This is a genomic window from Leisingera sp. NJS201, assembly GCF_004535885.1.
Classification (GTDB): Bacteria; Pseudomonadota; Alphaproteobacteria; order Rhodobacterales; family Rhodobacteraceae; genus Leisingera.
Window position 1 is genome coordinate 2,096,966 of the sequence record NZ_CP038234.1, and the last position, 18,141, is coordinate 2,115,106.

Below are 18,141 nucleotides of genomic sequence, written 5' to 3' on the forward strand. Positions count from 1 at the left end.
TATGGCAACCGAAATTCTTATGCCCGCCCTGTCGCCGACCATGGAAGAAGGCACCCTGGCCAAATGGCTGGTCAAGGAAGGCGATACTGTAAACTCCGGCGATATCATGGCCGAGATCGAAACCGACAAGGCGACGATGGAGTTTGAAGCAGTTGACGAAGGCATCGTCGGCAAGATCCTGATCGGCGAAGGCACCGAAGGCGTCAAGGTGAACACGCCCATCGCGGTGCTGGTCGAGGACGGAGAGAGCTACGACGCCTCTGCCGCGCCGGCATCCGCCGCCGCCAGCGAAGCGCCGGCGGCCGAGGCACCTGCGGCGCCCGCAGCCCCCGCCGCTGCTGCCGCGGCTGCGCCGGTCGCCTCCGTGACCCTGGAACCGGACTATCCGGAAGGCACCGAAATGGTGCAGACCACGGTCCGCGAAGCCCTGCGCGACGCCATGGCCGAGGAAATGCGCCGCGACGAAGATGTGTTCCTGATGGGCGAGGAAGTTGCCGAGTACCAGGGCGCCTATAAGATCTCCCAGGGCCTGCTGGACGAATTCGGCGCCAAGCGGGTGATCGACACGCCGATCACCGAACATGGCTTTGCCGGCATCGCCACCGGCGCGGCCTTCGGGGGCTTGCGCCCGATTGTCGAGTTCATGACCTTCAACTTCGCCATGCAGGCGATTGACCACATCATCAACTCGGCGGCCAAGACGCTGTATATGTCCGGCGGCCAGATGGGCGCCCCGATGGTGTTCCGCGGCCCCAATGGTGCTGCCGCCCGCGTCGGCGCCCAGCACAGCCAGGACTACGCCGCCTGGTACATGCAGATCCCCGGCCTTAAGGTGGTGATGCCCTACTCCGCGTCCGACGCCAAGGGGCTGATGAAAACCGCGATCCGTGATCCCAACCCGGTGATCTTTCTGGAGAACGAGATCCTCTATGGCCGCGCCTTTGATGTGCCTAAGCTGGATGATTACACCGTTCCCTTCGGCAAGGCCCGGATCTGGCGTGAAGGCACCGACGCCACCATCGTCTCCTTTGGCATTGGCATGACCTATGCGCTGGAAGCGGCTGATAAGCTTGCAGAAGACGGCATCTCAGCCGAAGTCATCGACCTGCGCACCATCCGCCCGATGGACCTGCCCACGGTGATCGCATCGGTGCAGAAGACAAACCGTCTGGTCACGGTTGAGGAAGGCTGGCCGCAGGGTTCGGTCGGCAGCTATATCGCCTCGGAAGTGATGCAGCAGGCCTTCGATTACCTTGATGCGCCGGTCATCACCTGCACCGGCAAAGACGTGCCCATGCCTTATGCAGCCAATCTCGAACGCCACGCGCTGATCACCACGGATGAGGTGGTCGCGGCCGTGAAGCAAGTGACCTACCGGTAAGGAGCCTCAAGATGCCCACAGAAATCCTGATGCCCGCGCTGTCCCCCACCATGGAGGAAGGCACCCTTGCCAAATGGCTGGTCAAGGAGGGCGATACTGTCTCCTCCGGCGACCTGATCGCCGAGATTGAAACCGACAAGGCCACCATGGAATTCGAAGCCGTGGACGAAGGCGTGGTCGGCAAGATCCTGATCGCCGAAGGCTCTGAAGGCGTGAAGGTCAACACCCCGATCGCGGTGCTGCTGGAAGACGGCGAAAGCGCTGATGACATCGGCACTGCTCCGGCCTCCTCTGAACCCGCCGCAGCATCTGCCGCAGCCGAGCCGGGGTCTGCAGAGTCCCCTTCTCCTGCCGCGGCCTCACCAGCCCCGGCAGCCCCCGCCGCGTCTGATGGCAGCCGGATCTTCGCGTCACCGCTGGCGCGCCGCATCGCCGCGGACAAGGGCCTGGACCTGAGCCAGATCAAGGGCTCAGGCCCCAAAGGCCGCATCGTCAAGGCCGACGTCGAAAGCGCCAAGCCGCAAGCCGCCGCTGCCGCGAAAGCAGACGCCGCACCCGCCGCCGCTGCCCCGGCGGCCGCAGCACCGGCAACCGGCCCCTCCGCCGATCAGGTTGCCCGCATGTACGAGGGCCGCGACTTCGAAGAGGTCAAACTGGACGGCATGCGCAAAACCATCGCCGCCCGCCTTACCGAAGCCAAGCAGACGGTGCCGCATTTCTACCTGCGCCGCGACATCCAGCTGGATGCGCTGCTGAAATTCCGCGGGGAGCTGAACAAGCAGCTTGAAGGCCGCGGCGTGAAGCTTTCGGTCAACGACTTCATCATCAAGGCCTGCGCCCTGGCGCTGCAATCGGTGCCGGATGCGAATGCTGTCTGGGCCGGCGACCGGGTGCTGAAAATGAAAGCCTCGGATGTGGCCGTTGCCGTCGCTATCGAAGGCGGTCTGTTCACCCCTGTTCTGCAGGACAGCGATATGAAATCGCTCTCTGCGCTCTCAACCGAGATGAAGGACTTGGCCAAACGAGCCCGCGACCGCAAGCTGGCGCCGCATGAATACCAGGGCGGCTCTTTCGCGATCTCCAACCTCGGCATGTTCGGCATCGACAATTTCGACGCCATCGTGAACCCGCCGCATGCCGGAATCCTGGCGGTTGGCGCCGGCGTCAAAAAGCCCATCGTCGGCAAAGACGGCGAGCTGGCGGTGGCCACGGTGATGTCTGTTACGCTATCCGTGGATCACCGGGTGATCGACGGCGCCCTTGGCGCGGAGCTTTTGAACGCGATCAAGGACAACCTGGAAAACCCGATGGTGATGCTGGCCTGATCCGCCTTCACTGCGAAACCTAAAAAGCCCCGGCCAAAACCGGGGCTTTTCCTTTACCTCAAGACACGCAGTCAGGCAGCTGAACACAAACGAAAAAAGGGGCGCGCCCGCCCCCTTTCATCTTTCCAAAAATACTCACCTGCGCAACACCCGCCGCGCCCGCGCCACCAGCGGCGGCGCGCTGACCTCTCAATACTGAAAGCCGGGCGTCGAGGCCGACAGCGCCGCCTCATCCGCGTCCATCTCCGCCGCGATGCCATCGAACAGCGGCGTCGACAGATAGCGCTCGCCAGTATCCGGCAGCACCGCCAGCAGCACAGCTCCCTCCGGCGCGCTCTCCGCCACCTTGATCGCCGCCGCCAGGCTTGCACCGCCGGAAATCCCGGTCAGGATGCCTTCTTCAGCCGCCAGCCGCTTGGACCAGGCAATGCTCTCCTCGCCGCTCACCGGCTCCAGCATATCGAAATAGCCCTTGTCCAACGCCTCCTGCAGCACCAGCGGGATGAAATCCGGGGTCCAGCCCTGGATCGGGTGCGGGTTAAAAGCCGGATGCGTCGCCGCCGGCTCGCCCTCATCATTGCGCGCCTGCGCCTCACCGGACTGCACCAATGCGGCATTGGCAGGCTCGCTGAGGGTGATTTTCAGATCCGGCCGCGCGCCCTTCAGCACCCGCCCCAGACCGGTGACCGTGCCGCCGGTGCCATAGCCCAGCACCACATGATCCAGCCGCTGCCCGTCAAAATCGCCCAGGATCTCCCGCGCGGTGGTGGCCTCATGAATGTCGGCGTTGTCCTTGGTCTCAAACTGATGCGCCAGAAACCAGCCGTTTGCTTCGGCAAGCTCCTTGGCCTTCACCACCATGCCGACGGCCTTGTCCTCCTTGCGGGTCAGCACCACCTTGGCGCCCAGCATCCGCATCAGCCGCCGCCGCTCGACGGAAAACCCGTCATGCATGGTGATCACCAAAGGATAGCCCTTGGCGGCGCACACCATCGCAAGGCCGATCCCGGTATTGCCGCTGGTCGCCTCCACCACGGTCTGCCCCGGCGCCAGCCGGCCCTCGCGCTCGGCAGCCTCAATGATGTTCAGCGCCAGCCGGTCCTTCACCGATCCCGCCGGATTGAACGCCTCAAACTTCACATACATTTGAACATGATCCGGTGCGATCCGGTTCAGCCGGATGGCCGGCGTGTCACCCACGGTTTCCAGGATCGACCCATACAAACGGCCGCGGCCTTCGGTTGTGTAAATCATCGTCTTTCCCCCGTTCCTGTCGTCTCAGTTTGCAATTGCTTCCAAACATATGCCCATCACCGCCGCTCTGATCAAGGAAAGACCGCCGCAGCCACGCAAGGAAAGACCGGTGTTCAAAGCGTTGCAGCCGAAGCAGAACCAGATGCTCAGCCAACGCCCCGGCGCAGACGGAAACAAGGCCGGAAATCCTGAGAAAAGAAGCGGAACCCCAGTCCCTTACCCCGAAAACCCGGTCAACAAAAAAGGGGCGCCAAACGCCCCTTCATCTTTCTTGCAAATACTCAATTCCCGCGGCCGGCGCCAAATGCCTCACTCCGCAGCAGGAGACCCCGCCGGCACCACCTGATCCATATTGACCGAAGGCTGATCACAACCCGCCTCGCCGACAATCCTGGCCGGCACGCCCGCCACTGTAGTGCAGGGCGGAACCTCCGCCAGCACCACCGACCCGGCGGCAATCCGGCTGCAATGGCCAACCTTGATGTTGCCCAGCACCTTGGCCCCTGCGCCGATCAGCACGCCATCGCCGATTTTCGGATGGCGGTCCTGCTCTTCCTTGCCGGTGCCGCCCAGGGTCACCGAATGCAGCATCGACACATTGTCGCCCACCACCGCGGTCTCGCCGATCACAATGGAATGGGCATGATCAATCATGATCCCCTTGCCGATCCGTGCGCCGGGGTGGATGTCGATGCCGAAAATCTCGGACGTGCGCATCTGAAAGAAATAGGCCAGATCCTTCTGCCCCTGCTCCATCAGGTAATGGCTGACCCGGTAAGCCTGCACCGCCTGGAACCCCTTGAAGTACAGGATCGGCTGCAGCAGCCGGTGGCTGGCCGGGTCGCGTTCGTTGATCGCCATCAGGTCGGCACGGGCCGCCTCTACCAGTTCCGGGCAGTCCGCATAGGCGTCATCGACAATTTCCCGCAGGATTGTCATCGACATCTCGTTTGAGGACAGCTTGGCGGCGATCCGGTAGGACAGCGCCTTCTCCAGCGTCTTGTGGTGCAGGATACAGGCATGGACCAGCCCGCCCATCAGCGGCTGGGTGGCCACGGCCTCCTCTGCTTCGCGGGTGATGCGGTCCCATACGGGATCCACTGGCGTTACGGCTTGCTGTGTTTTTGCCATGGGTCAACGTCCTTTCTCCGCTCAGACTACCCATCTAAGGTGGAATGCAGCAAACGCAAACCCGTGATGAGGCATATTTTTGAAATGAATGAGTCGGATCAGGCGCAGCTGAAACAGCAGATTACCGCCCAGTTGGCGCTGGCCCTGGCGGCGCACAAGTGTATTTGATGCGCTTCAGGATGACAGGTTTTTGCGCCCGGAATCAAGCCGCAGGCGCCGGGTGAGCGCCTGCCCTTAGCTGCGATCCGCCCGCGCCGCCGCCAGGCGGCGCTGCGCCCAACGGCTGGCCGGGCAGGTTCCCTGCACGGATCAGCGGGCGGGAGCGCTCCGCTCCGCATCCATCGCTGCCGCCAGTTCCCGCAGCACCAGCCGGGTGCAGCTTAGATATTCCGGATCATCCAGAAACGGCTCGGCGGCCAATGCAAACCGCCGGGCTGCCGCACTCAGAGACCCATCGCCCCAGCGCGGATGCAGACGGCCCATCAGGCGGCAATGCGCCGCCGCCTCCGCCGCACCGCCTAAGATACGGCGGCACAGGTGCAGCCGTATGTTCTCCGGCACCGCCAGCAGCGCCCGTGCCACGGCAGACACATCGCCGGGCAGCACAGGAAACCTCATCCCAGCACACATTTGGCCGCAGGTCCGGCGCCGAACCGGGCGGAGCGCTGCGCGATTTCCAGACTGTCGCCCGGCTGCACCCCGTCGGCTGCTTGCAGTGCCGCCGGATAGGTCCAGCCCCGCGTTCCGGAATTCTCCTCCCGCAGCACCGTGTTCCCGCGCATCACCCGGATGCGGTAGGATTCGATTTCTTCGCCCAGCGGCACCTCCTCCAGCTCCCAGCTGTCACCCTCAATCCGCGTCCGGCGCACCCAGGAAGCCGCAATGTCCGCCCCAAGCCGCCTGCCATCCGCAAATGCACCGGCGCATAGGGGCGCAGGCCAACGCCCTCAAACGCCTCCTGCAGATGCAGATAAGACGGATCCTCCAGCGCCCGCCGCGCCGGGCCGATCCGGTAGTGCCGCAGCCGGCGCCGCTGTTCCGGCGCCAGTTCCATCTGCACCGGCGTTCCATCCAGCAGCACCACAAATGATCCCGCAGGCCAGACCGCAGGCATCAGCGCATCCGTGCCCTGCTGTCCGCGCAAGCGGCCGCGCAACAGATACGTCTGCGGCGCAATCAGCTCTGCCTCGCGGAACTGGAACAGCTCCCAGTTTCCGGCCGAGCCATCGCCGATCGCCGCCGCATTGGCACCATTCAGCACTGCCTGCATATCGCGGCTTTCAAGCGAGCCGGAGATCAGCTTTACCTGAAGATCCGCCCCCAGATCCCAGCGCCCGGAACCGGCGGCGAACAGCGGCGATTGTGTCACCCCGACCACCTGCCGCGCCGCAACCACCTGTTCCAGAGCGTAATTTTCATCCGCCTCCGCGCCGTAAACCGCTACACTGCCTGGCCAGGCCTGCGCCGTCAGTGCCAGATGCGGTGCATGCGGCACCTCGTCGCCGCGCATCAAGGGCAAGTCCATGAACAAGGGCAGCACCGGCCCAGGGGCTGCAAAGGCATTGACCCCCGGCAGCTCCTCCGCCACTGCGGCCAGATCATAGACACCGGGCTCGATCCGGACCGCCTCCACCATCTGCGCTTCCGCCTGCTCCACCCGGTCGATACGGTAGAGCTGGTCCTTGCCCTCCACCGGCAGGGAGACCACATCCCCCGCCCCCAGATGCAGCATCGAAGGCGGCAGCGAGAACCGCGCCGTATCGCGTGAGATCCGCGCCTCGGCCAGCCAGCGGCTGACCACCTGACGCGCCTCGGCTCGGGTCAGCGCCAGCGGCAGCTCGTTCTGGCTGACACTATGCGTCGCCTCATCCGGCAGCACCGCCTCAACCGAACCGGCAGCATGGTCGCCGCCCCATTCGGTGAACCGCAGCCGCACCCGGCCCGCCAGTTCCGCCTCGCTGGCGCGGGCGAGCTCCAGGCTGCCGTCCATCTCGTCATTCCCGGCCAAATGCGCCAGCGACAGCGCCTCGGCGCCTGTCCCTTTGCGCATCCGGAACTTCAGCAGCCCGTCACGTTCCACCGCATCAAACCCGTGCCGCAGCATCAGGGGCTGCAGAACCGTGCGCGCGTCGCTGACATCCGGGTTCGCAAACCCATGCACCACGCCATATAGGCCAGTGACATCAATGTCATACAGACCGGAGCGGTGGCAAACCTCCTCCACCACCGATCCCAGTGTCCGCTGCCCGGCGCGCCCGTTCAGCCAATGGCCGCGCAGATAGTTTTCGCCATCGTTCCAGATCTCAATGCGGCTGGGAAAGGCCGGAAACGGCCGCGCATCCCAGGCCCAGACATAGGCGTTGGCCATGTCCAGCATCCGCCCTTCGTATTCTTCTGACAGCGGATTGTTGGCGGCCTCTCCCCAATAGCCCAGAAAGGCCCGCAGATAGGCAATCTGCATCAGGTCGTCCCGCAACCCGTTGGAATACCTCGGCAGTTTGGATTCAGAGCTTTTCGGATCCAGAAACTTATTCGGCTGATTGGTGCCCTTGTCGATGGCAGCGCAGCCCAGTTCGGTGAACCAGACGGGCTTGGACTGCGGCACCCAACTGGTGGGCACGGCCTGCCGCACCCCGCCGATCCGCTCGTGATGCTCACTTGTCCACCAGCTGCGGATATCCTTGTAACGCCACACCCAAGCCTCATCATGGGCGCCGTCGGTGATCGGGGTGCGGATTTGCGCTTCGCGGGCTTCCGGCGAGTGGTAGTACCAGTCAAACCCCTCACCGCCTTCGACATTGCTGCGCAGATAGTCCGGGTCATAGATCGCCGGCACGCCGGATTGCGCGTCCAGATGGTCCTCGCCGTCGCGCCAATCGGACAACGGCATGTAATTGTCGATGCCAATGAAATCGATATTGCCGTCCGCCCACAGCGGGTCGAGGTGGAAATAGCGGTCCCCCTCCGGCGACTGATAGCCCCAGTATTCCGACCAGTCAGCGGCATAGCCGATTTTGGTCTCTGCACCCAAAAGCGCGCGCACCTCTGCCGCCAGTCCTTTCAAGGCCTGAACCGCCGGAAAGCCGGTGGCGCCGCGGATCTGGGTCAAGGCCCGCATTTCCGAGCTGATGCAAAACGACTCAACCCCGCCCGCCGCCGCACAGAGCGCCGCATTGTGCAGGATAAAACGCGACAGGCTCCACTCCTGCGGCCCGGTATAGGTGACGGTTCCCTCGCCCAAGGTGAAATCCGCCGCAGTGACGGTGCCAATAAACGCCGCAACTTCAGTCTCCGCCGCCGCAGTGCCATCGGGCGACCCCGGCTGTCCGGGCGCCGCAGACAGCGTGATCCGCCCGCGCCAGGGCAGATGCGGCTGGCCGGCAGCCCCGGTCCAGGGATCGGTCAACGAATTGTCCTCGGCCTGATCCATCAGGATGAACGGGTAGAACATCACCCGCAGCCCGCGGCCCTGCATCTCGCGGATCGACTGGATAACCGAGGCATCCGCCGGGGTGCCGCCATAAAGCGGCTCGCCGTCCTTTTTCAGCACTTCCTCGGCCGCGGTGCGGGTCACGCCGCTGACAGACCAGGGCATGCTGCCCTCGGCGTGCTTATGCTCCACCTTGGGTTTCAGCGAACACTCGCCGCAGCGCAGGTCGCCGCCGAACCACGACACAATCAACGAAGCCGCACCGCAGGCCGGCAGCTCAGCCTCCAGCGCGTTCAGCGAGGTCTTGAGATCACTAAGGCCCGAGGGCGTATGCTCATTGGCCGGCTTGGCATCCCCCGGCCCGCCGGAATATTGCACAACATCCGATGCCAGCGCGTATTCGCCGGTGCCGGGCATCAGCGCCACCCCCTGCACCAGCCGGCCCAGGTCCTGCGCATGGCTGCTGCTGGCGGGCTGCTCGGGGCGCAGCACATCAAATGAAAACTGCGGCACCCGGTTGCCGAACCGCCCAAGGTCCAGGTTCTCCATCACCACATAGGCGGTGCCGCGGTAGGCGGGCACCCGGCCTGCGCCTTCGACCGCTTCCATCACCGGATCGGCCAGCTGGTCCATGCTGCCGGTGTAGACGGTCATGTTCAGATCCTTGGGCGCCACTTCCTCGCCATCAGCCCAGACGCGGGACACATGCGCGACCTCGCCCTCGCACAGCGCAATCGCCAGCGACACGGAATAGCCGTAGCTGGTCACCTGCGGCTGGCTGGGCCGCCCCTTGCCGCCGCCGCCGCTGGTCTGGGAGGTTTCCAGAAAGCGCGAGGTCCAGATCACCTGGCCACCCAGCCGCATCCGGCCATAGACCTGCGTCATCGGTGTGCCTTCGCTGGCCTGGGTCAGGCGGAAACGGTCGACCCTGCCGGTCTCCACCGGATCCGCGCCGCTGCCCAGCAGCCGCTCGTCGATCACCCGGCCCAGAGTCGCGCCCACCGCGCGGCCAATCACCGCCGACGACAGCCCCGCCACGGTGCCGCCGATTGCGCCGCCAACCGCCGCACCGGCGGCAGAAAGAAGAATGGTTGCCATCAGATCATCTCCTTTGGAAAGTGAAACCGCGCCACGATGCGGCGCTGCCAGGGCGGGCTCAGCGGGCTTTCGACAACCCCGTGGCCTGTGTAGGCGTGGATGAAAGCAGGGCCTGGTTTGAGAGCGTCCCGCACGCCAGCCCTCAGTTCTGATATGGACGACTGCACACCCAGATGCTTGGCCACCGACCCATCGCGCATCCGGAACAGGATCACATCGCCGGCGGCAGCCTCAGACAAGGGTTTCGCCACCAAATGCCGCGCCGCGGCCTGCCATAGCGCCTCAGCCCCCTGCGGTTCAGACCAATCCATCGTATAGGCGGGCGGCGCCTCGGGCTCGGCCCCGTACAGCTCCCGCCACAGTCCCCGGATCAGGCCCAGGCAATCGCAGCCCGCGCCCTTGCAGGCGGCCTGATGCACATAAGGCGTGCCGATCCAGCCGCGGGCGGCCTGAACCACCCGGTTCATCGTCTGCTGCCCCCGGTGTTCATGCCGGACTGCCGCGGCACCGCCATCACCCAATCTTCGCCCGGAATATCGGGGAAGCCCTGGAAATTCAGCAGGTTATTGAACTTCAGCCGGCAGGTTTCCATGCGCTTGTCGCAACCGGCCTCCAGCCGGACCGTGTCCCCCGGTGCCACTGCCGCACGGATCGGTTCCCACAGGGTGATCCGGCGCCCGCAGGCCTTGGTCTGATCCGCCTTCACGGCGCCCCAAAGCCCTTTTGCCGCACCGCTTAGCACCATCAGCCGCCCGCCGGTGAACCAATCCGGTTCAAATCCCGGCAGCGCGTCCCAATGGAACACCTCGTTGCGCTCAACTGCGATGGTCTGCAGCTCAACCGCGTAGCCGGGCGTCTCCAGATCAAAGCGGCAGGCCGCATCGCCCAGCACCGCCGTGCAAGGTTTCTGATAGATCCGCCCAAGCGGCTGGTTCAGCAGCTCCGTCAGCCCGCGCAGCTCAGCCTCGAACGCACCGCCCGCACGGCGGATCTCGCCGATTGATCCGCGGAACTGCAGCCAGCGCATTGATGCATCCTGCCAGTTCACCAGCCAGCAGCGTACCTCGGCACCGTCAAAGCGTCCGGCCTCAATGTCCTCCTCGCGCACGGCGGCGTCGCTTAAAACCCCCAGCGCTTCGGTGTTGTCGACAGACAGGCCGGTGGCTTGGCTCACGGCCCGTGCCGTCAGCCCGCTGCCTGGCTGAAAGTGCAACCCGTCAAAGCTCAGCACACAGTCGTGATCAGTGAACCCCAGCACCGTGCCGTCACGCCGTTCCAGCGCCCAGGCCCGGCAGAGCGTGGTGACGCCGGTCTGAAGGTGGGCCTGTAACGCGTTGGAAAGACTGCTCATACCCGGACCTCCACCACCGGCACCGCCGGTGCCTCACCCGCTTGGAACGACGCCACGCTGGTCTGGATGCCAGTGGTATCAAAGCGCACCGGCACGTCGAATTCAAAGCCGGCGTTGATGCTAAGGCCGACCTCCGGCGGATGCGCCAGGGTGATCAACCCGGTGGCGGTGTCCAACTGGTAATCGACGCTTTCGCGCAGCTCATCCTGTTCGATGCCGACCCGCACAGAACCCGCTACCGGCTTGGCAATCGGGCGCTGATAGGTGAACTCCCCCGACCGGTAGGTCTTGGCCAGCTGGAACGTTACGGTGCTGCCGTCGCCGATGGCAATCACCTGATCGCGGAAATCCGCCTCGGCGCTGGGCCGGGCTGATTTGTAGTCGCTCCAGTCCTTCCAGCGAAAGCCGTACAGCTGCCCTTGGCGGGCTTCGAAGAAAGCGATCAGGGTTTCGATATCCTCCAGCGCACGCAGGCCCAGACCGGCATCATAACGGCGGCGGGAATGCGCCCAGGGGGTGTTGCGTTCTTCAAACCCGTTGGCAAGCGTCACCACATCGGTGCGCCGCTCAGGCCCGCCGACCGAGCCGAAGCTAAGCGAAGCAGGAAAGCGGACTTCGTGGAAATTCATCTGGTTACCCTCCATCCTTAACGGTTGCGTCCGCCGCGTGACAACGCGCGGGACAGCTGTGCGGCAATCTGGCTGCGGCTGCGTTCAAAGCCTTTGACGTCGGGGGTGGAGACATTCATCACCACATTGACCCCGCCGCCGCCCTGGCTGCGCACGCCAAGCGAGCCGTCAGCGCCGCGGGTCAGCGGCAGGATCGCTTCCGGTCCGGCCTCGCCCATCAGCCCGGTGGCGCCGCGCATCGGGAATGCGGTTGGTCCGGTGACAACGCCGCCCTTGGCAAACGGCATCACCTTGCCCTGGCTGAAGGCGGCGCCATCGGCAAAAGGCAGGATGTTTCCGATCAGCGAGGTGAGGCCGTCGGTCAGCAACCCGCCGGCATGGTTCATCACCGGTTTCATGGCAGCGTTGTAGGTGGTGCGGATCATCGAGCGCGCCAGCGTGTCCATCGACTCCGACAGGCTGTCGCCGTCGAACACCAACCCGTCAAAAGCACGCCGCAAGCCCTTGGAAAGACTACGGTCCAGTATCTGCGCGTCGCGGCCTGTCTCAGAGAAACCTTCCTTCACACGGCCCAGCGTTTCTGCAAAGGCAGCGGCCATTCCAGAGGCACCGTCCAGCGCTTCTCCCAAAGCCTCGCCTTGCAATTCCAGTTCTGCCATTGATGACGAGTCAGCCATCTGTTGTCTCCTTTTCCTGAGGGCCCGGGATGTCGGGGAAGTCCTGCATCAGCGCCGCCAGCCGGTCCCGGCCAAGCGGCCGCGGTGCTGCGGCCTCGCCCAGCATCAGCCGCAGCTCTGCCGGGGTCAGTTGCCAGAAGTCGCGCGGCAGCAGCCTGAGGCCTGCCATGCCCGCGCGCATCAGGGCGGGCCAGTCGAGCGCGGTCATTTGCCTTCCGGCACAGCAAAACTGCGCACCAGAAGCTCCGCCGCCACCCGCGCCGCCTGCATGGGACCGCCGGTGATGGTGGCAGCGGCAAGGTCATCACGGCTTAGGTCATGGCCGCCGCCCTCAAGGCCGGCCGCCAGCAGTACCAGCACGTCGCGGGCGGAAAACCGGCCCTGCTCAAACCGCTGCACCAGATCCACCAGCGCGCCTTCCTCCAGCGCGGCCTCCAGACCCGCCAGCGCGCCAAGAGTCAGCTTCAGCGCGTAAGGCGTTCCATTCACGAGTAATTCCGCCTCGCCTGCATGGGGATTCACCATTGGCTATACCGCTGCAAAGCTAAGCTGGCCGGCACTGGCCAGCGACAGCTCATAGGTCGCTTCGCCATTGTGGCTGCCGGCATATTCAAGCGCGGTCACCTGAAACGCGCCCTGCACGATGCCGAAATCCGGGATGATGACCTGGAATTCCGGCGTCAGCCCTTCGAAAAACAACTGCCGGGCGCGTTCATCCGTCGCCTCGTCCCGGAAGATGCCGGAGCCGGAGATACTTGCCGAGCGCACGCCAGCACCAGCCAGCAACTCGCGCCAGCCGCCCTGGCTTTCGAGGCTGGTCACATCGACGCTTTCCGCATTGAAACTGATCCGTGTGGCGCGCAGGCCTGCGATGGTTTCAAACAGGCCGGCGCCGTTCATGTCCACTTTGACCAAAAGGTCCTTGCCGTTTTGAACTGTCATGGGTTTTCTCCCGGTAATTCAATTGGTTTTAGGGGTGTCCTGATATTCAGACGTCATCCACCCGCGCCCGGAACCGCAGGGTGATCTGGCGGCCGCCGGTGTTCAGCCGTTCCGCTTTGGCCCGATCGAACCAGAGGCCGGTCAGCTGGCCGCGGGTCAGTGGTACGGAGGCGCCAACCAGCGCGTCGCAGACCGCCGCGGCGGTGGCCTTGGCGCCCGCAAAACCGGCGGTGTCGGTGGTGACAGTGATGAAGAACCGGTGCTCGGCGCCGCCTGCCGTCTTGTCGGAGCGGTCCAGCACCTCCTCCGATCCCAGCGCCACATAGGTCTGCGGCAAGGGACCTGCGGGAATGGCGTCATAGATCGCGCCGCCGACCAGAGCTGTGAGGCCCGCGTCACCAGTCAGATGGGTGTAGACGGCGGATTGCAACCCGCCTGCGATGGCATAGGTCATCCGCTCACCTCCTCAACCGCGAAACACGTCAGGTAGCGGGCATCTGGATCGGATTCTGCAATTGCATCAATACGGTAGATCCTGTTGCTGTCGCGGAATCGCTGATCCGGACGGGGCCGGGATGCAAAGCCTTCGGGCGATGCGCGCAGGGTGATCCTGTATTTTTGCAAAGACAGGCTGTCCCCGCTCAGACGCCCGGAGAGCGACTTCACCTCGGCCCAAAGGGTGCCAAGCGCCACCCAGTCCTCGGTATAGCCGCCGGCGCCATCGGAGCTGCGCTGGGGGTCTTCCAGCACCAGCTTGCGGGTGAGTTTCGGAGGGTTTTTCATACCAGGCCTCCCAATGTCAGCCGCAGGCTGCGGTAGCGTTCGATCAGGCTGGTCACGCCAAAGGGCATGCAGCCGCCGTGCAGGCCGGTGTCGGCCCGGTATTCGTAGTAATGCGCAGCCAGCAGCATCACCGCCTGGCCCAGATCGGCGGGCAAACCGCCCCAGTCCCCGGCCATGCCGCACTGCAGGGAAATCCGCGCCAGACCGCCGGTTGGAATGGCCGGCAGAAGGCTGCCTGCCGGGCACAGACGCGGGCGCTGGCTGTCGCGCTCCAGGTGATAAAGGGAGGCATCCAGAACCGTTTCGGTGCCGCCGGCGTCGCGTATCGCAACTCCGGTCACCGATTGCACCGGGGCGATGGGCAGGATCATCCGGACGCGGTCGCGCCAGTGACGGATCTCCAGCTCGAATTCGCGTGTTATCAGCGCCTTGCCGGTCCTTGCCTCAATCGCTGCCAGGGCGGCGCGCAGAAAGCCAAACAGCACCTCATCCTGCAGGCTGTCCTCGCCAAAGCCGGTGCCCAGACGCAAATGCGCCTTGAACTGGGCCAGCGGCAGGGCGGCCTCGGGCACGGGTGTCACTTCGCTCAGCATCATCATCTCACTCCTGCGGGCCTTCCCCTGCTGCGGCCCTGATCTGCTGTCCGGGTGGGGTTCGGCGGGCATGCACCATCCCTTGCCGCTCGGACGGAGGGGAGCAGCTGGACGGCAAAAGACTGTGGGGTGCATGCCCGCCGGCGGACCGGTCTGCCGGTCCGCCATCAGCGCAAAGCGTTAGCTCGCGCCGAATTTCATCAGCTTGATCGCAGCAAAGTCGCTGACGTCGCCGCCGACCCGCTTGGTCGCGTAGAACAGCACATGCGGCTTGGCGCTGAACGGGTCGCGCAGCACCCGCAGATCCGGGCGTTCGGCAATCGTGTAGCCCGCGCGGAAGTCGCCGAATGCAATCGGGTAACTGTTGGCGGCCGGATCCGGCATGTCCTCAGCGATCAGCACCGGGTAGCCCATCAGGCGGGCCGGCTCACCGGCGGCCAGGCCGTCGGACCACAGGAAGCGGCCATCGGCGTCTTTCAGTTTCCGCAGCATTCCCGCAGTCTTGGAGTTCAGAATGAAGGTGGCATTGGCGCGGTATTCCGCCCCCAGCGCATAGACCAGGTCGATGATCGCGTCGCCGTTGCCGATCTCACCGTCCACGCCGGTCGCCTTGTAGCCGATGCTGCCCCAGGTCCAGATGTCATTTTCAGCCACGGTGTAATCAAGGAAACCGCGGGGCTTATCGACGCCGTCGCCGTTGATAAAGGCGTCGGCCTCGGACCGGGAGAATTTGTCGGCAATGCGGCCTGCCAGCCAGCCCTCGATATCAAAGGCGCTGTCATCCAGCAGCCGCTGCGAAGCCTTGGGCAGCGCGCTCAGTTCGTGCAGCGGGATCGAGATGCGGTCGATAGTGCCGGTGGAGGTCTCTGCCGCCGGGCCGGTTTCATTGGCCCAGCCGGCCCCATTTCGCTGTGGTCGATCAGCACGTCATATGACGATGCCTCCACATGCACCACGGAAGCGACGGCGCGGATCGAGGCGGAGGCATTCAGCACCGCCTTGACGGTTTCCGAAGTCTGCGGGTCAACCAGATAGCCGCCGTCGCCGCCCACGGCTGTGGACATCGCCTTGCCCTCCAGTTCCAGCCCGCGCAGGCTGTCGTCGTCGCCGCTGCGCAGGTAGGCGTTGAACGCCTTTTGATGCGGCACGCCCGCGTCCTGGCTGGCTGCCAGATGGGGGCGGTTCTGAGAGATTGTCTTACGGTCCAGCATGTTCACTCGCTCTTCTGCCTGTTTCAGCCTTGATTGCACGTCGTTCTGAAAGCCCTTGAATTCATGAAGAAAGCCGGTGACGGCCTGTTTCACTTCATGGGCCAGGGGCGCTGTGTCCCCGGAGGTGTCCGGGAGGTCTTGGTTGCTCATGATTGGTGTCCTGTTTTATGTCCGGCCTGCCTTGAGGCCGCAGGTGATCTGGCGCAGGCCTGTGGCCAGTGCGCGCAATGCGTCTGCCTCGGCATCCAGAGCAAAGGATTTGCCCGCCACCCGCGCTGCGGGCAGCATCGGGAAGGTGACCAGCGACACCTCCCACAGCTCCACCTCGGTCAAATGGCGGGTGCCGTCCTGGCCGCGGCTGGATTTCACGGTGCGGTAGCCGATTGACAGCCCGTCGATGGCGCCGCCCCGACCAGTGCGGCGGCTTCGGCGCCCTTGGGAGTGGCGGTCAGGATGCGGCCCTTGACGTAAAGCCCGCGCTTGTCCTCGCGCACCTCGTCCCAGACGCCGATGGGCTGCGCCGGGTCGTGCTGCCACAGCATCTTGACCGTGCGGCCCTGATCCTTAAGTGCTTTCAAGGAGGCCGCATAGGCGCCGCGCATCACCACATCGCCGCCCTGGTCGGTCTGGCCGAACAGGCTGGCGTAGCCGCTGATTTCTGTTGCGTCCTTCAGCGAGAGGTCCTCGCCGAAGCGTGCGAATTTATGTTCAAGCCGGGGTGGTCCCTGCATGATATTTGCCTCGCAAGTTGTTGTTGTTACGGCAGTTGAACCGTCAAGAAGGATTGAAAGGCCTGCGCCAGGATCACCGCGGCAACGCCGTAGACGGTGAGCCAGAGGCGTTTCTCCAGCCGTTCCATCATTTGTTCGATCCGGTCGAGCCGGCGGTTCACCGCCTCGTTCTGGATCTGAGCGACCCGCTCATGGGCGGACAGGCGCAATCCCGGTGAACAATCGAAGGAATGCATCGGGTGCTCAGTCATCCTGTCCGCCCCCGCTTGCGGCGCGGCGGCGGCTTCTGCGGGCAAACCCAGCAGCTGCCGCTTTTCCGCGGTGCTGAGGAAATCCGCGCCAGACACCCGGCGCCACTGCGCCTCGCGTTCGGCCGCCAAGGCGGGCAATTGATCAAGGTCGGGTTTCAGGGTCAGGACCTCGCCGGTCCAGCCGGTAAGCCAATCGGCCAGCGCTGCGGTGACCTTGGCCGCCAAGGGCAGCACGGTCAGCCGGTAAAAGGCGCGGTGGGCCTCTTGATAATTGGCGTAGGTTGCATCGCCGGGAATGCCGAGCAACATCGGCGGCACCCCGAATGCCAGCGCAATCTCGCGGGCGGCGGTGTCCTTGGTTTTCTGGAATTCCATGTCGGAGGGCGAAAAGCCCATTGGCTTCCAGTCCAGGCCGCCTTCCAGAACCATCGGACGGCCGGCATTCTTGGCACCCTGAAAGTTTGATTGAATCTCGTCACTTAGGATACGGAATTGTTCCTCGGACATGCGGCCATGGCCATCGGAGCCTGTCCAGACCAGCGCACCGGAGGGACGGGCTGCGTTGTCCAGCAGCGCCTTGGACCAGCGGGAGGCAGCATTGTGGACGTCAATCGCCATTGCCGCCGATTGCAGGGATGAAAGGCCATAGTGGTCGTCCTGCGGGTGGAAGCTTTTGATATGGCAGATCGGGGATTGGGCAGGATCACTGGCAAAGCGGTGCTTGCGCCCGCCCACCACATAATCAAAACCCGCGGGCCAACCGTCCGGCCCCGGCACCACGTTCATCCGGTCGGAGCGCAGCACATGCAGCTCTGCCGGGGCGCTGTTCTCTGCCGTCACCGCTTCGATATAGGCGTTGCCGGACAGCAGGAGATGGCCATACAGCGCCTCCAGCAGTTCGGCCTGGCCCTGCGCCGGGTTGGGGCGGGCCAGAAGCGCCAGCCAGGGGTGGCTGTCATAGCGCTGGCGGCTGTCCTGCAGCACCAGCGGCACAGCGGCGGCGGCCTCGGCGATCATACGGATCACCCGGTGACCGACCGGATTGCCGGCAAAACCGCTGCGGGTCAGGGAGACGCTGTCGCGCGGGCTCCAGGCAGTGCGGCCTGCGCCCTGCCAGGAGACCACGCGGGCGGTCTGGCTGGCCTTCTGTTCCAGGGCGGTTTCCGGGGTTTCGGGCTTGTTGCGCCGCAGCAGGTCAAAGACCATTGTCCGCTCCTCATGGTTGCTGTTTCTGGCGCTCTGTGCCGAAGGGCCTGTTGCGCCTTTGCTGAGGATGATTAATGACAGAGAGGCCTGAAGATTTGGCCAGCGGTGCGTACGCAGGGGGCGCAACACCTTGATGTAACCCATTGTA

General features: G+C 64.5%; 15 protein-coding genes and 4 pseudogenes. 2 read left to right on the forward strand and 17 right to left on the reverse strand.

Annotated features, from left to right (window positions below; all coding sequences use genetic code 11):
• The first annotated feature begins 1 nt into the window (after nucleotide 1).
• Nucleotides 2-1,381: a pyruvate dehydrogenase complex E1 component subunit beta gene (locus ETW23_RS10315; protein ID WP_134829934.1), complete on the forward strand. Its 1,380-nt coding sequence runs from the start codon at nucleotides 2-4 to the stop codon at nucleotides 1,379-1,381.
• Between the two features lie 11 nt (nucleotides 1,382-1,392).
• On the forward strand, nucleotides 1,393-2,706 hold the full coding sequence (locus ETW23_RS10320) for a pyruvate dehydrogenase complex dihydrolipoamide acetyltransferase (RefSeq protein ID WP_134829935.1): 1,314 nt from the start codon (nucleotides 1,393-1,395) through the stop codon (nucleotides 2,704-2,706).
• Nucleotides 2,707-2,895: 189 nt separating this feature from the next.
• Here ETW23_RS10320 and cysK read toward each other — a convergent pair whose 3' ends face one another.
• From cysK to ETW23_RS10405, 17 genes and pseudogenes are all read right to left on the reverse strand, one after another.
• A complete protein-coding gene (gene cysK / locus ETW23_RS10325; RefSeq protein WP_129371005.1) occupies nucleotides 2,896-3,960 on the reverse strand; it encodes a cysteine synthase A in 1,065 nt (354 codons plus the stop codon).
• A gap of 309 nt (nucleotides 3,961-4,269) precedes the next feature.
• Nucleotides 4,270-5,091 carry a serine O-acetyltransferase gene (gene cysE / locus ETW23_RS10330; protein WP_129371006.1) on the reverse strand — a complete coding sequence of 274 codons (822 nt, stop codon included), beginning with the start codon at nucleotides 5,089-5,091 and terminating at the stop codon, nucleotides 4,270-4,272.
• A gap of 309 nt (nucleotides 5,092-5,400) precedes the next feature.
• The gene (locus ETW23_RS10335) at nucleotides 5,401-5,709 is read right to left on the reverse strand and encodes a hypothetical protein (protein ID WP_129371007.1); all 309 of its coding nucleotides are present in this window, start codon (nucleotides 5,707-5,709) and stop codon (nucleotides 5,401-5,403) included.
• Nucleotides 5,706-9,619: pseudogene (locus ETW23_RS10340) on the reverse strand (glycoside hydrolase/phage tail family protein). Before ETW23_RS10340 ends, ETW23_RS10335 begins: the two are co-directional and overlap by 4 nt.
• Nucleotides 9,619-10,086 (reverse strand): NlpC/P60 family protein, encoded by a 468-nt coding sequence (locus ETW23_RS10345; RefSeq protein WP_134829936.1) that lies wholly within the window; start codon nucleotides 10,084-10,086, stop codon nucleotides 9,619-9,621. The pseudogene ETW23_RS10340 and the gene ETW23_RS10345 overlap by 1 nt, the downstream one beginning before the upstream one ends.
• The gene (locus tag ETW23_RS10350; RefSeq protein WP_134829937.1) at nucleotides 10,083-10,970 is read right to left on the reverse strand and encodes a DUF2163 domain-containing protein; all 888 of its coding nucleotides are present in this window, start codon (nucleotides 10,968-10,970) and stop codon (nucleotides 10,083-10,085) included. Before ETW23_RS10350 ends, ETW23_RS10345 begins: the two co-directional genes overlap by 4 nt.
• On the reverse strand, nucleotides 10,967-11,599 hold the full coding sequence (locus tag ETW23_RS10355) for a DUF2460 domain-containing protein (RefSeq protein ID WP_129371011.1): 633 nt from the start codon (nucleotides 11,597-11,599) through the stop codon (nucleotides 10,967-10,969). Before ETW23_RS10355 ends, ETW23_RS10350 begins: the two co-directional genes overlap by 4 nt.
• A 17-nt stretch (nucleotides 11,600-11,616) precedes the next feature.
• Entirely contained in the window at nucleotides 11,617-12,276 is a 660-nt protein-coding gene (locus ETW23_RS10360) for a phage tail tape measure protein (protein WP_134829938.1), read from the reverse strand.
• Complete coding sequence (locus ETW23_RS10365; RefSeq protein ID WP_134829939.1) at nucleotides 12,269-12,484, reverse strand: rcc01693 family protein; 216 nt, start codon at nucleotides 12,482-12,484, stop codon at nucleotides 12,269-12,271. Before ETW23_RS10365 ends, ETW23_RS10360 begins: the two co-directional genes overlap by 8 nt.
• Nucleotides 12,481-12,801 (reverse strand): gene transfer agent family protein, encoded by a 321-nt coding sequence (locus ETW23_RS10370; RefSeq protein WP_134829940.1) that lies wholly within the window; start codon nucleotides 12,799-12,801, stop codon nucleotides 12,481-12,483. The genes ETW23_RS10365 and ETW23_RS10370 overlap by 4 nt, the downstream gene beginning before the upstream one ends.
• Before the next feature lie 3 nt (nucleotides 12,802-12,804).
• The gene (locus tag ETW23_RS10375) at nucleotides 12,805-13,218 is read right to left on the reverse strand and encodes a phage major tail protein, TP901-1 family (protein WP_129371015.1); all 414 of its coding nucleotides are present in this window, start codon (nucleotides 13,216-13,218) and stop codon (nucleotides 12,805-12,807) included.
• Nucleotides 13,219-13,264: 46 nt separating this feature from the next.
• The gene (locus ETW23_RS10380) at nucleotides 13,265-13,672 is read right to left on the reverse strand and encodes a DUF3168 domain-containing protein (RefSeq protein WP_134829941.1); all 408 of its coding nucleotides are present in this window, start codon (nucleotides 13,670-13,672) and stop codon (nucleotides 13,265-13,267) included.
• Nucleotides 13,669-14,001, reverse strand: a complete 333-nt coding sequence (locus ETW23_RS10385) for a head-tail adaptor protein (RefSeq protein ID WP_134829942.1) — start codon at nucleotides 13,999-14,001, stop codon at nucleotides 13,669-13,671. Before ETW23_RS10385 ends, ETW23_RS10380 begins: the two co-directional genes overlap by 4 nt.
• The gene (locus ETW23_RS10390; protein WP_134829943.1) at nucleotides 13,998-14,597 is read right to left on the reverse strand and encodes a hypothetical protein; all 600 of its coding nucleotides are present in this window, start codon (nucleotides 14,595-14,597) and stop codon (nucleotides 13,998-14,000) included. The genes ETW23_RS10385 and ETW23_RS10390 overlap by 4 nt, the downstream gene beginning before the upstream one ends.
• Nucleotides 14,598-14,774: 177 nt before the next feature.
• Nucleotides 14,775-15,955 (reverse strand): annotated as a pseudogene (locus ETW23_RS10395) (phage major capsid protein).
• 15 nt (nucleotides 15,956-15,970) lie between these two features.
• Nucleotides 15,971-16,536, reverse strand: a pseudogene (locus tag ETW23_RS10400) (HK97 family phage prohead protease).
• Between the two features lie 290 nt (nucleotides 16,537-16,826).
• A pseudogene (locus tag ETW23_RS10405) lies at nucleotides 16,827-17,993 on the reverse strand (phage portal protein); the annotation flags it as partial.
• Between the last annotated feature and the right edge of the window lie 148 nt (nucleotides 17,994-18,141).

What these genes read in the sequence shown, in the direction of transcription:
- ETW23_RS10315 (WP_134829934.1), top strand. Translation starts at nt 2, where the DNA reads ATGGCAACCGAAATTCTTATGCCCGCCCTGTCGCCGACCATGGAAGAA.
- ETW23_RS10320 (WP_134829935.1), top strand. Translation starts at nt 1,393, where the DNA reads ATGCCCACAGAAATCCTGATGCCCGCGCTGTCCCCCACCATGGAGGAA.
- cysK (WP_129371005.1), bottom strand. Translation starts at nt 3,960, where the DNA reads ATGATTTACACAACCGAAGGCCGCGGCCGTTTGTATGGGTCGATCCTG.
- cysE (WP_129371006.1), bottom strand. Translation starts at nt 5,091, where the DNA reads ATGGCAAAAACACAGCAAGCCGTAACGCCAGTGGATCCCGTATGGGAC.
- ETW23_RS10335 (WP_129371007.1), bottom strand. Translation starts at nt 5,709, where the DNA reads ATGAGGTTTCCTGTGCTGCCCGGCGATGTGTCTGCCGTGGCACGGGCG.
- ETW23_RS10345 (WP_134829936.1), bottom strand. Translation starts at nt 10,086, where the DNA reads ATGAACCGGGTGGTTCAGGCCGCCCGCGGCTGGATCGGCACGCCTTAT.
- ETW23_RS10350 (WP_134829937.1), bottom strand. Translation starts at nt 10,970, where the DNA reads ATGAGCAGTCTTTCCAACGCGTTACAGGCCCACCTTCAGACCGGCGTC.
- ETW23_RS10355 (WP_129371011.1), bottom strand. Translation starts at nt 11,599, where the DNA reads ATGAATTTCCACGAAGTCCGCTTTCCTGCTTCGCTTAGCTTCGGCTCG.
- ETW23_RS10360 (WP_134829938.1), bottom strand. Translation starts at nt 12,276, where the DNA reads ATGGCTGACTCGTCATCAATGGCAGAACTGGAATTGCAAGGCGAGGCT.
- ETW23_RS10365 (WP_134829939.1), bottom strand. Translation starts at nt 12,484, where the DNA reads ATGACCGCGCTCGACTGGCCCGCCCTGATGCGCGCGGGCATGGCAGGC.
- ETW23_RS10370 (WP_134829940.1), bottom strand. Translation starts at nt 12,801, where the DNA reads ATGGTGAATCCCCATGCAGGCGAGGCGGAATTACTCGTGAATGGAACG.
- ETW23_RS10375 (WP_129371015.1), bottom strand. Translation starts at nt 13,218, where the DNA reads ATGACAGTTCAAAACGGCAAGGACCTTTTGGTCAAAGTGGACATGAAC.
- ETW23_RS10380 (WP_134829941.1), bottom strand. Translation starts at nt 13,672, where the DNA reads ATGACCTATGCCATCGCAGGCGGGTTGCAATCCGCCGTCTACACCCAT.
- ETW23_RS10385 (WP_134829942.1), bottom strand. Translation starts at nt 14,001, where the DNA reads ATGAAAAACCCTCCGAAACTCACCCGCAAGCTGGTGCTGGAAGACCCC.
- ETW23_RS10390 (WP_134829943.1), bottom strand. Translation starts at nt 14,597, where the DNA reads ATGATGCTGAGCGAAGTGACACCCGTGCCCGAGGCCGCCCTGCCGCTG.